Genomic DNA, 13100 nt, shown 5'->3' with positions numbered 1-13100 from the left:
ATTTCTTCAAAATTTGAAGTAAAATTGAAAATGGAGAGTAAGAGATGCAAAAACTTCTGCACGAGGGAGTGGAAGTCGAAACATCAATTGACGGATACTCAGCCGTCGATTTTCCTGAAGTAACCGCCGAGAAACAGGAACGCAGAAATCCGGTGCATACAGTCGTTATTACACATTTCGAACTGGCCCGGATGATTGAAAGAGTGAACCGCCGCTTTGTGAGCCTTCTGAAGACGGAGCTTACCAAGCTGGGGGTAGAGGACATTGGCCCGGCACAGACGCTTGTTCTGATGGCGATCGGCGATGTTGAACTCACTGTGGGTGAACTACTGGATCGCGGGCATTATGTCGGGTCCAACATTTCCTATTATTTAAAGCAGCTTACCGATGGTGGTTATGTCGATCGTGTCGCCTCCCAGCGAGACAAAAGGTCGGCGCGCATTCGTCTGACAGACAAGGGCGAACGCCTTTGCATGAACCTGAGAAACGCCAGCAGGGACTATCATCATATCCTTGCTCGCGATGACGATGATCTTAGAAATCTCGAAATCGCATACCAGACTTTACACAGGCTGGAATTGCTGTGGGGCAACGCCGCACGGTATGGCATTTGATGTTGATCGACGAAAAACGACCAAAAATCGTACACGTTTTGTGACATGCATATAGCTTTTGTGCACAGACGTGGATTTGGTCAGTTCGCTGCTTTCGCCGGACATCTGGCCGAGAGCGGACATGATGTAAGCCTGATTTGCGAAACGGTGGACCGTCGCCTCCCTGCGGTCCGCGTCATTCGCCACAGAGTTGAATCTGGTCCTCGCACCGATGGTGCGATGGCCAGATATCTCGAGGTTCCGGATCATCATACCCGGATCGGTTACCGTGTCGCCGAAACGCTTGAAGCGATGGCGCGATACGGTCAACCGCCGGACATAGTCATCGGTCATATCGGCTGGGGCAGCATGATGTTCGTCAAGGACGTGCTGCCCTCGACGCCGGCGCTTGGCTATTGCGAATTTTTCTATCGGGCGCATGGTGCGGATGTCGGCTTTGCGCCCGACGACAAGCCTGATGTGGAGATGCGGAAGCGGCTGCGGCTTAGAAATATGGCGCAGCTCGTCACGCTTGAAAGCATGGATGGCGGTTTCAGCCCGACACACTGGCAGAAGAGCTTATATCCGAAGGCTGTGCAAAATCGCATCGCCGTCGTGCATGAGGGCGTCGATACCAAGGTTTTCTATCCCGACCGCCATGCATCTTTGCAGCTAACCGACGGTCGCGTTTTGAAGGCCGGAGAATCGCGCGTCATCACCTTCGTGTCGCGCGATCTCGAACCCTATCGGGGCTTCCCGCAGGCGCTGGAGGCCGCGGCGAAAGTCATTCGCCAGAACAAGGACGCCATCTTCGTCTTCGTCGGCGGAGACGGGGTCAGCTATGGAACGCCGCCGCCGGGTGGAGGATCATGGCGCGAACATCTGGTGTGCAATCACGACTTGCCGCCCGACAGGGTGGTGTTTCTGGGGGCCATCCCCCATGCAGATTTGCGCAAGCTCTACCAGATATCGACAGCGCATATTTATCTGACCTATCCGTTCGTGCTGTCCTGGTCGGTGATCGAGGCCATGGCGTGCGGCGCCCTCATCATCGGGTCCGACACGCCGCCGGTGCGCGAGGTGATCCGTGCCGGTCAAAATGGTCTGCTTGTTCCATTTTATGACACGGATGTGCTGGCTCAAACAGTGCTGGATATCCTAGCCCACCCCGATGCTTGCCTTCAAATGCGCGCGGCGGCACGCAGAACCGTCGAAAATCGCTTTCGGTTGTCGGAATGTTTACGTCAGCAAAAAACGTTGATCGACGCAGTATTGAATGTTCGATGAGCAGTATGTGGCGACAATCGGGCATTCAAGGGTTTGTTTTATAATATAATAGCCCGCAATTCTGCGTATTTACGACGTATAATGAATATAGATGCATATTGTTTCAAATTTTGAATTAAACCGCTTCCAATTATTCGCAATATTATCATATAGTTGATGCTATATCCCTGTTGACAATACATTGTCTGTATTTTCTCATTGTACTTGTAAGCCGAACCTCCCAATCGGCCATCAGACAATGGACGACTATGTTGAGCACACCACTTCCTGCGATCTCGGGGCGGAAGAACCGCCGCTATGCCATTGCTTCGATGCGTGATCGTGAAGCGCTGGAGGCGACTTCTCTGGGCGACGTGACTGCTTTCGTCGAAGGCGACGGCAAGCGTCTGCGTCTGGCGAATACATTTCCACTCATCGCGGTTGCCGCTTCCGATGAAGGCGCCCACGAACTGAACGCTATACTGCAGCAGCTTTATCGCATGCGCACCATACCGGAAGTGCCGGTTGTGCGCGTCGATGAGGCAGGGCCTGAAACCGTGCCCATGCTGGTGACCCAGCTGCTGGAAAGCAGTCTGGACCGCCTTGTCGGGCATGTCAGCAAGGTGCATGCAGAACTTGCCATGCTGCGACGTGAGCGCGAAACGATGTTCGAGAACTATCGCGCTATCGAAGACGCCTTTCATGCGCGCAACTGGGATTCTTCCACCGAGATATTCAGCCACGCGCCTTTGGTCGATCCCAAGGACGAAGGCTTTGCGCGCCTGCTGCGCGAATCTGAAATCGAACAGCTTTTCCCGGTGTCGAGCTATGCCGTGTCGGGCTTTGCGCTGCATTTCCGCGATCTGCCCGCCAACCGTAACGGTCAGCTGATCGTCACCCTGGACTATCTCGAAAACGGCGAGGGTATCGCCGAATGGCTGGTGCCTTATGGCACGCTGCATTCGGAGTGGAACTTCTTCTCGCTCCCGAAAGCCTGTGACGGCAGCCATCGAACGTTGCGGCTTCGCATCGCGGCGACGGGCGGCGTGCCGCCAGAAATCTCGCTGGGCAATGTGATCGCCAATGAGCGCTATGCCGCGCGTGCGCGCATTCCGCATGCCGATCTCGACATGCGCCCACTGGCGCTGCGGATTTTCACCGGTCTGCCGGGTGTGCGTCCGGCATCGCTGCCAAACGCCATCGTGCCGACATCGATGATCAACGGTCGCAAGGTGGATGATTACCGTCTGCCGATTGAATTGCTGCGCAATGTCACCAATGTTTCGGTGACACCGCTTACGCCGGATTTCCCGACGGTACGTTTTCTGGAACACGAAGACGCTATCGGTTGCCACCCGCTTGCAGAGGGGATCACCGCCGCTGCCATCCGCCGCGTGGTCGCGCCGGGGACCGTGCGGATTTCGGCCCGTGCTGTGATCGATCACCCCGAGGGCCAAGCTTGCGCTGTCGGTCTGCTGCTCGTCAATCTGGCATCGGATGCGCAGGAAGAAATCGGTGCGCTGGCTTCCATGGACCGGCGGCGTTCGCAGGTGCTGTTCAGTGGCTGGTCGGAAGTGGCGCCCAATCGTCCCATCGACATCAATTTCATGCTGGAAGAACCCATCGACCGCACGATGGACCTCATCGTGCTGAGCAAGGCGGCAGGCGATTCCGTCGATTTCTCATGGCTGAAAGTGTTCAACTTCCGGCTGGTCAAGCACATCGAAGCCAGTCCCGCCCAAGAGGTGCTGAAAGAGGCCGCGAATGTACGATAGATCGAAGGATTTGATCGTCATCGCCATGCCGCTCTACGGCCATGCGGCGCTGGCGCTTGAGGCACTGGAATCGATCCTCGCGTCACAGACCGTGTTCCGCACGCAGATTGTTGTGTCGGTCGATGGCGATCCGCGCCGCGAGGTATTCGACAGTCTGGCGTTTTATTCCGCAGCCCATCCGAATATCCATGTGATATTCGGCGAAAACGCCGGCCCGGGCGGCGCGCGCAATCGCGCTGTTGAATACATTCTCGACGAGATGCCGGACGTCAAGGCGGTCTATTTCGTCGATGCCGACAATCGTGTGCAGCCGCACACCATCGATACGCTTTACCGCAAGCTTCTCGCGTCGAATGCGGGCTGGGTCTACACGAATATCGATACGTTTTCGGTCAACTGGCGTGCCCATTATGGCGACAGCTATTCGCGGCTCATCCACTGCATCACGGACAATATCTGCGATACGGGGTCGATGATATCGGCGGATGTGTTCCGCAGCGGTGTGCGCTTCGATGATGACCGCCAGAACGGATTTGAAGACTGGGAATTCTGGCTTTCGGCGATTGAGGCAGGCTTTGTTGGTACGCCGTGCCATGACACCGGCTTCGAATATCGTCTGCGCGCAGAAAGCCGCTTCAAGGAAGCCAATCGCGACCGTTCCGGTTCGATCAATTTCCTGCGCAAGCGACATAAGGCGCTGTTCCGTCGTCCTACTCTGGTTGGTTTCGAGCATGAGGAATGCCCGCGCTATGGCGTCATTCGCGCAGGCGAGGGAACCGTCAGTTTCTTCACCGATCCGAGCCTCGGTGCGACCGATCTCAAATTCGATGATGCGATCCGGGCCTTTTGGGGCAGTGTGTCGGAACCCGATAATTTCCATTTCCCGCCATTCCTCGCCTCATCCAATACCGAGACGCTGAAACTGCTGGCGCGCTCACGCTTGTTCCCGAACATTCTGTCGCGATTGGAGAAGCTCGCTGAGCAGGCCAATATCGTTTTCGTGGAACTGACGAATGTCGAAAACGAGCGGCGGATCGATACGGAAATCATGCCATCCGGTACGCGACAGCCGCATGCTGATCTGATTTTCGTTTCGACCCGACTGATCCGGGACATTATCGAGAACGATGCGCTGAACTGGTTCGCCTCGCTCGGCACGCAGCAATTGTGGCCCACATCGGCGCGTATGAAAGTGCGCTTTCCATTCCCGCGGGTGCGCCAGCGTCGCGCTTTGTCGCGACCGGAACAATCCATGCTCAATCTGGTCACGTCGATTGCCACAAGCCCGCTCAAGCAGAGCGCGGCAATGCGCTGGACGTGGCGTCCGCGCCGTCTGCCCGCTTTGTCGGACATGTATCAGGTGCTGCGTGACGAGCTGGGCGGCGGGCCTGTCCTGCCGCTCGGCCATAATCCAGCGAAGAAAAAGACGGCTGCCGTTCTGGTTCCGAACGCATCGTTTGGCGGCGCGGAAAAGGTGGCCTATGCCGCAGGCCGCGAATTGAAGAATCAGGGCTTTGAAACCCATCTCTTCGTCCTCGGCAATGAACGCATGGACGTGCTGGACGAGTTCGACCAGTCCTTCGATTATCTCCATTTCTGGAAGGATGGTATTCCGGCCTGGGGCGATACGAACCGTTTTCTGGGGCAGGATTTCATCACCGAGGATCATCCGCTCGACTGGAGCATTCTCCGTGGTCAGCTTTCAGGCTTCGATCTGGTCGTGAACAACCACGTCATGGCCGCACATCCGCTGATGGGCAAGCTTCGATCCGAGGGAACGCGCACGGCCTGTTATCTCCATGTGGTGGACGAAACGGTCTTCCGCCGTCAGGCTGGACAGCCTTATGCGGCCATCGCCTTCGAACATGCCTATGATGCGTTTCTCACCTGTTCGGATCAGCTGAAAATCTACCTGCACAGTTTTGGCGTGCCGTTCGAGAAAGTGTTCTCGGTGCCCAATGGCGCCAGCTTCTCAATCGATGCGAAGCAGCGCGCGCAGGTGACAGCAGCCCGCAAGGAAGGCCGAAAAGGCCGACCTCTGCGCATCCTCTATATGGGCCGCCTTGACCGCCAGAAGGGCATCGACCGGCTGCACGACGCGATCATGAAGCTGCGAGAGCAGGGCATTTCCTTCGACGCACAGGCAATTGGTGGAGAGATTCTGTCCGACGATCCGAGCGCATCCTGGATGACGAAGCTGCAAGAGGCGGGCGTTCGCGTGTCGCCGCCGGTCTTCGACGGCAAGGACATCGCAAACCATCTTGCCTGGGCCGATGTGCTTCTGATGCCTTCCCGTTGGGAGGGCGCGCCATTGATGATCGCGGAAGCGCAACAGCTTGGCTGTGTGCCGGTTGCAACAGCGGTCGGTGCGGTTGACGAGCTCATTAATCATGGCCGTGACGGCATCCTGATCCGCAATGGCAATGATGCGCAGATCGTCTCCGACATGACGCGTATCCTGACCATTCTTGCGCAGGACAGTGACGCCTTGATGCGCACGGCTGAAGGCGCGCTTGCCTCGGCGGCGCACCGCACATGGAGCGCTGCGTTTTCCGACTTCACGGACTGGGCCAATGAAATCAGCCCTGTCTATCCGAAATCCCGGTCTTCCCAGCCGGACGTTGCAGATGATGCCAGCGCGATTGCCGTTCTCCCCGGCCGCGCAGTTGCCTGATCATACCAGAAAGGTCGACCTATGAGCCGCCCAGCCAACCCACGAATTCTCGTCACCGGCATTCCGAGCCATTTGACCCGCCTCATCCAGCGCGCGGACAAAGCGCAGGTTTATTATTCGGAAAAGCAGCGGGATTCGGAATCCAAGGATAACTTTATCCAGGAACTGAAGAACATCAGCAACACGGGTAATTATCTGATTGGAGAGGGCGCCATGACCGCCCTTCTGCCATCTGCAAAACATGTTCCCTTCTGGCATCTTTATAACTGCATCAATAACGGGACTGGTCTCGAAGAGATCAACAAGGAATTCGACATCTGCGTCTTTACCTGCGCCAATCTGTTGCGCAAGGGCCTGTCAGCGGATGCTGAAGCACTCGTCCTGTCCAAGCTCGACATGCCGGTGGTGATGCTCGGTATCGGCATTCAGAATCGTCCGGACATTGAAGGTGAAGACGGTCTGCCAGCAGGCACGAAGAAGCTTCTCGAAGTCCTGAAATCCCGTGAGCATTATTTCCTCACGCGCGGCGAGAATGCCGCCGGTTATCTGCGCGATCAGGGCTTTTCCTATGTTCGCCCGGTTGGCTGTCCGTCGCTCTATTTCCGTCCCGACAATATGCGCAAGGCAATCAGCCGCTTGCCGGATGTGAAAGTGGGCGAGGGTCGCACCGTCTTCACCGGCTATATGGGCGCGGAACTGGAAACCATCGGAGACATGAATGCACTTAGTTCCGATGATGGTCGTTCGGCCTATGTCGTGCAGGATGAGCTTTTGCATTTCGACATGCAGCTTGAGCCAGACGCCAATGGCCGCGCCTACGATTCGACCACAGGCGAACTGGTCGGCCCGCTCACCTATAAGGGCTCCGGCGATCTCAAGAAGAAGATCAGCGTTCACGCTTTTCTCGACACCAATCAGTGGCGTGCCTGGTGCTCGACCATGGATTTCTCCTTCGGTCGCCGTTTCCACGGCAATGTCATTTCCATGCAGGCTGGCGTGCCGAGCCTGATGGTGGCTGTCGATGATCGCATGCGCGAAATGCTGAATTTCTCCGGCCTGCCGAAGATCGACGCCCGCGATCTCAACGCCGCCAACGACCGGCGCGCATTCGTGAGCGATCATATTGCGGCGATGAACATCCCCGACGTGATCGAAAAATATTCGGACCGCGAACGCAACTTCCGAAGCGCCCTTTCAGAAATCGGCATTGGATAGCTCCCAATCCACGAGCCGTTTTATAACTCCAGCGAAGATGGATCATCATGCGCATAATGATTACCGGCATTCCGTCATATTTGATGCGGACCGTCGAAAGTGTTTCCGGGGCGAGCGTGAAGCATCGCCCCTATTTCGAACCTATCCGCACGAAGAAGGATGTGATCGATCAGGTCAAGAAGATTGCCAATACAGGTAATTATCTTATCGGTGAGGGCGCAGCCAACGCCGTGCGCGGCCACGACGTGACCTATGTTCCGTTCTGGCATCTCGCCAACAGCCTCAATTCACCGGACACCTATGCAAAGCTCAATGAGAGCTTTGATCTTTGCCTGTTCGCCTCGGCGAATCTCTTGCGCCCGGGCTATGCGGCAACGACCGAATCCTTCGTCTTTGAAAAGCTGAACATGCCGATTGTCGTCATGGGTATCGGTATTCAGAAGAAGGAAAATCTGAAGGAAGAGCTGCCGGAAGGCACGCGCCGCTTCCTTGAAATTCTGCGCCGCAAGGAAAGCTTCTTTCTGACCCGTGGCCATTTCACGGCGGAATTCCTGAAGGATGCGGGCATGAAATATGTCCGTCCGACCGGCTGTCCATCGCTTTATTATGCACCGGACCAGATGAAACGCTCGCTGAGCCGTCTGGCTGATCCAAGCCTTGCGGACGCGCAGAAAATCTCTTTCGGCGGCTATCTCGGCAGCGTTGCTGATACGATTGTGGACGCGCATGCGCTGCTCGAAAAGGACAGTGTCGCAAGCTATGTCCTTCAGGACGAAGTGATCGTCTACAACATGAACATGGCGGGTGAAGACCACTCCGAAGCCTATGATCAGGCGGCAAGCCGCATCACGGCGCCTGTCGAATACAAGCATATGGAAAAATGGCAGCGCAAGAATGAGCTGCTGGTGTTCTTCGATACGCACAAATGGCGCAGCTGGATTTCCAGTCAGGATTTCGGCTTGAGCCGCCGCTTCCACGGCACGATCATCGGCATGCAGTCCGGCATTCCGGGGCTGATGATCGCCGTCGATGACCGAATGCGCGAAATGCTGGGTTTTGTCGGTTTTCCGCATATTGATGCCAGCGTGTGGAACCGTGAACCGCAGAAAAAGGCTTACCTGCGCGACTTCCTTTCGAAGATCGATGTGCCCGCCGCCATCAATCGTTATTCGGAATGCGAAGCCAATTTCAACGGCGCGCTGAAGGATATCGGTATCCGATGAAACTGACGGTCAGGAGCACCGGGGGCAGCAAACGGGCAATTGCAGCGCTTTTGGGTGCTGTCCTGCTCAACATCGTGCCGAACGGTGCTCTTGCCGATACGCGCTTCGGCGTCAACCGGGTCAATATGGCCTGGTTGCCCGCTGGGGAGCGCGAACAGATCTTCGACCAGATGGTGAAGAATGGCGTTGTTGCCGTGCGGCTTTCGCTGACGCGGCCAATCGACCAGAGCATTGATGCAGTGCGGCTTGCGCATGAGAAGAAGCTCGCAGTCCTGCTGGAAGTTTCGCTGAACAATGTGGACTTCTATCCGGAAGGCACAAAGCCGCGTTCAGGGCGAGGCCGTATCTGGGACATGTACCGGCTATCGGATATTGATCCGAAACGCTTTCAGACAGCGATTGGTGATGCGTTGCAGAAAATCGACGCGCTTGGCGTGAAGCTGATCGGTGTCGAGACCGGCAACGAAATCAACTGGGGCGCCTATAATGGCGATCTGGCCATTCTGCCGAAGGAAAAGACAAAGACCGCTCGCTCGCTGAGCGAAATGGAAGAACTGCCTCTCGTGGAGAAGGGCGCGGAGAAATATGTCGAACTGCTGCGCGTCGTTCGTACCGAACTGGCGAAAACCAGACACAATGCGGGCGCAAAGGTGGTTTCAGCGGGGCTTTCGGATATCCCCTTTGCCGACGCAGATCGACGCGGGATCGATACGGTCGATCCGGCGGCCTTCACCGATCTTCTGAAAAAGCACGGCCTCGATACGGTGGCCGATGGCTACGGGATTCACATTTATCCCGGCAGCAGTGGAACGCGGGCGGCGCGGGCCAAGCATGTCGATAAGGCGCTTTCCTTCTGCGGCGGTGCCGATGGAAAGCCGTGCTGGATCACGGAATGGGGCTTTGCCAACAAATCCAAGGCCTGCCCGGCAGATGACAATAACCGCCAGCAACTGGTCGAGAAAGCGCGGGAACGCTTTCGCCAGATGATGGATAGCGGCCAGATCGCGGCTGCTTATTATTTCGATTGGGATGAGGGAAATTACGGCGTCTGGCGCTGCGGGGCTCTGACCCCTGCAGGTCAGGCCGCAACGGTGACGAAATGAAACTCAAGACTGTAATCATTGGCGGTTCCAACACCGTCATGCTGCCCGGCTATCTGCCGACCCTGCTTTCAACCATGGCGCGACGCGGGGTGGAGTTGGATATCGTTGCCGATCTGGCGGTCGGCGGTACGACGAGCGCGCTCGGTCTTTATCAGCTGAAGATTTTCGAGCAGCTGGAAGACTGCGAATTGCTGCTGATCGAATATGCGATCAACGACGCTTTCGTCTATGGCGACGAGCGCAGGCCCTTCCGCCATTGGGCGCGGTTCTATGAAGGGATTATCCGCTATGCATTGGAGCGCAATCCGAACCTGCGTATCGCAACGCTCGTCTTCGGTGCGCGCAACGGGTCTTTCCTCAATTCGGTTCCGTCTATCGATGCGGGCATCAATTACATCTCGCAATGGTATGGCACGATCTGCGCCGATGTTTCGCGCATGCTGATGCAGCAATATGGTCGCGATGCCGTGACCAACCCGTCTTTCTATCTCGATCAGGGGCATTATTCGCGGCCCATCGCCACCACCATCGTCGCCAACCTGATTGCTGATGTGCTCGAACCGGCGCTCTCCGCGCCCCATCGTCCAAAGGCGCTTCCCTTTGCAATCGATCCCGACCACTTTGCCAATGCACGCGCCTTAAGTGGCGAGCAGCTATGCAAGCGGCTGGGGCGTGTTCCGGTGGAATATAGCAACCGCCGCTTTTCCATTTCCGCCCTGAACCTCGGCAATGAGCGTATGCGCTTTGAAGTGGACAACGGCCAGTTGCTGGCGGTCGGCTATGTCTGCGATCCACGCATTCCGCCGCTCGATGTCAAGATCCGCGACGAGCTGCACCGCGCAGCGATGATGAAGGGTGGTGTGCGCGACGGAACGTACAAGTTTCTCGTCTCCATGCTGAGCTTCGAATTTCTCTACGGCACCAATCTTCTCGACGCGCGGGGCAATGTCGCGTTGACGCTTTCCGGTGCGGATAGCGATGTCGAACACAAGCTGCATGTGCCGAAGGATAGCGTTCGTCAGGATGAACTGCCAGCCGAACCTGTTCTGCCGATCACCGGCATATTGTTTTCCGGCAATCTGAAAGTCATGTCGCTGGAGAAAAAGACTGAGGTTCGCGAGGTCGTCGCGGAAGCGGCGCAATAAGCGCTATTCCACGAAAATCTTCACGCTTGCCGCGCGGCCTGCGGCGTCGATCACGGTCAGGGTCGAGTAGCCCGTGCCGTCCGGTTGCCATGTGGCGGTGCGGCGGCGTTCCGGCTCTGCCACGGGCTTGCCGTTGGCGAGCCAGCGAAACGGTGCGCGCCCGCCCTGCAATTTCAGCACCAGCGGCGATGCGGTTTCAGTCAGTGCTTTTAACTCCACATGCGCGCCATCGGGCGGAAAAATGATGCGCGGTGCGGGTTCGGTTGCGGCTTTCAGCACAGGGAGCGGATCGCTCGCCGACGAAAACCGTGTCTGCGTAACAGGCAAATCGGCACGGGCCGTGCGGAATGTTCCGGCTGGCGCGCGCGGCAATGGCACGGAAACCACGCCCGACTTGACGAAAGCATCGAACAAAATTGGCGCGGCGGATGCATAACCGGCAAGCCCTGGCACGGAACCGCCATCGGCGCGCCCGACCCAGACGCCGAGAACATAACGCCCGTCATAGCCGACCGACCATGCATCGCGATAACCATAGGATGTGCCGGTCTTGTAAGCGAGGCCACGGCGGGGTGCCCCTTGAGGAGGCACGACACCGGCCAGAATATCGCCGATCTGCCATGAGGCTTGTTCTGTGAGAATAGGGCCGGACGGTTGCGTCGGCTCTGCCATTTCGGTTCCGTCGCGCAAGGCGGCTCCACGTCCGCCATTGGCAAGGCCGGTATAAAGCTGCACCAGATCGCGCAGGCTGATCCCGGCGCCGCCAAGCCCGATGGCGAGACCGGGTGATTCGTTCTTGGGCAGTTGCAGGCTGACACCCGCCTGCCGAAACCGCGTGGTCAACCGGGCAGGACCGATAGCGTCCAGCAGGCTGACGGTCGGGACGTTCAGCGACATTTGCAGCGCCTGACGGATACTGACATCGCCCTGATAGCTCATGTCAAAATTGCGCGGGCGATAACCGGCAAAGTCCTGCGGGCGGTCTTCGATGATGGTTTCCTGCGCAATCATGCCCTGTTCGAAGGCCAGCCCGTAGATGAATGGCTTGAGCGTCGATCCAGGCGAGCGCACGGCGCGCGTCATGTCGATCCAGCCTTGCCGTCTGCCATCGAAATAATCCGCGGACCCGACTTCGCCGAGAATATTGCCGTTGCGGCTATCGGCCAGCACCATGGCCACTGACACTGTGGGTCCAAGTTTTGATGCCGCCTCGCGGGCCGATGCTTCGAGACCCCGTTGGACGGATTTCTTCAGCGTCAGTGTGTGGCGGGCTTCTGTCGGCGCTTTCTTGAGCGCCAGATCTGTAAAGTGTGCCGCAAGGGCGGGTAAAGCATGACGGGCGGCGGAGATCGCCTCGCGCTTGCCGCGTTCGGCTTCGTCGTTGGTCAGAACATCGGCCTGAACCATTCGCGTCAACACGCGATCACGCGCCATGCGTGCGGTGCTGGCGGCGCGGTCCGGACGACGACGTTCCGGCAATTGCGGCAGCGCGACGAGCATTGCGGCTTCCGATGTGGTGAGCCGCAGTGGCTCCTTGCCGAAATAGGCAAGCGATGCTGAGCGCACGCCTTCCAGATTGCCGCCATAGGGGGCAAGTGTCAGATAACGCTCTAATATCTGGTCCTTGCTCAAACGGCGCTCGATTTGCATGGCGCGGGCAAGCTGGCGGAATTTGGAGCCGAAGCTGCGGCTTTCGCGTGGTTCGATGAGCCGGGCCAACTGCATGGAGAGGGTGGAGCCGCCGGACACGATGCGTTGGTTGCCTGCAAGCTGCACCGCTGCGCGCGCCAAGGCCCAGAGATCGATACCGCTATGATCGTAAAAGCGCTTATCCTCATAGGCGATCAGCATTTTCACGAATTTCGGATCGACATCTTCAATGCGTGTATTGAGACGCCAATAGCCGTCCGGTGTCGCATAGGCGCGCAACAATTCACCGTCACGGTCCATCACTTCCGTGGAAATGGTCAGGCGTTCAGGCAAGGGTGGAGGAAAAGCGCGGTCGAGCCAGTCAAGGCCGACCGTCGCAACGGCGGCGATGCCGAGAACTACGGCACCGCCAATTGCTATTTTCCAACGCCGTTTCATATCTTATCCGAAAGCCCG

9 protein-coding genes are annotated in these 13100 nt (G+C 57.4%); 8 read left to right on the top strand and 1 reads right to left on the bottom strand.

Going from position 1 to position 13100, the window contains the following annotated elements:
• Positions 1-44 precede the first annotated feature (44 nt).
• From ABWW11_RS19130 to ABWW11_RS19095, 8 genes are all read left to right on the top strand, one after another.
• A complete protein-coding gene (locus ABWW11_RS19130) occupies positions 45-614 on the top strand; it encodes a MarR family winged helix-turn-helix transcriptional regulator (protein WP_109367445.1) in 570 nt (189 codons plus the stop codon).
• Positions 615-659: 45 nt separating this feature from the next.
• Positions 660-1880 (top strand): glycosyltransferase family 4 protein, encoded by a 1221-nt coding sequence (locus ABWW11_RS19125; RefSeq protein WP_319080403.1) that lies wholly within the window; start codon positions 660-662, stop codon positions 1878-1880.
• A gap of 248 nt (positions 1881-2128) precedes the next feature.
• A complete protein-coding gene (locus tag ABWW11_RS19120; RefSeq protein WP_109367443.1) occupies positions 2129-3634 on the top strand; it encodes a DUF6212 domain-containing protein in 1506 nt (501 codons plus the stop codon).
• On the top strand, positions 3624-6308 hold the full coding sequence (locus ABWW11_RS19115) for a glycosyltransferase (RefSeq protein WP_109367442.1): 2685 nt from the start codon (positions 3624-3626) through the stop codon (positions 6306-6308). The genes ABWW11_RS19120 and ABWW11_RS19115 overlap by 11 nt, the downstream gene beginning before the upstream one ends.
• A gap of 21 nt (positions 6309-6329) precedes the next feature.
• Complete coding sequence (locus ABWW11_RS19110) at positions 6330-7523, top strand: polysaccharide pyruvyl transferase family protein (protein ID WP_109367441.1); 1194 nt, start codon at positions 6330-6332, stop codon at positions 7521-7523.
• 47 nt (positions 7524-7570) lie between these two features.
• Entirely contained in the window at positions 7571-8746 is a 1176-nt protein-coding gene (locus ABWW11_RS19105; RefSeq protein ID WP_109367440.1) for a polysaccharide pyruvyl transferase family protein, read from the top strand.
• Complete coding sequence (locus ABWW11_RS19100) at positions 8743-9849, top strand: glycosyl hydrolase (protein ID WP_235858989.1); 1107 nt, start codon at positions 8743-8745, stop codon at positions 9847-9849. The genes ABWW11_RS19105 and ABWW11_RS19100 overlap by 4 nt, the downstream gene beginning before the upstream one ends.
• On the top strand, positions 9846-10994 hold the full coding sequence (locus tag ABWW11_RS19095) for an SGNH/GDSL hydrolase family protein (RefSeq protein WP_109367439.1): 1149 nt from the start codon (positions 9846-9848) through the stop codon (positions 10992-10994). Before ABWW11_RS19100 ends, ABWW11_RS19095 begins: the two co-directional genes overlap by 4 nt.
• 3 nt (positions 10995-10997) lie before the next feature.
• On the opposite strand, the gene pbpC is transcribed toward ABWW11_RS19095, so the two are convergent.
• Complete coding sequence (pbpC, locus tag ABWW11_RS19090) at positions 10998-13082, bottom strand: penicillin-binding protein 1C (RefSeq protein ID WP_109367438.1); 2085 nt, start codon at positions 13080-13082, stop codon at positions 10998-11000.
• Positions 13083-13100: the final 18 nt, after the last annotated feature.

Origin of the sequence: Brucella sp. NBRC 113783 (genome assembly GCF_040372265.1) — a bacterium.
Lineage (GTDB): Bacteria > Pseudomonadota > Alphaproteobacteria > Rhizobiales > Rhizobiaceae > Brucella > Brucella teleogrylli.
This window is presented reverse-complemented; position numbering and strand designations above follow the sequence as displayed.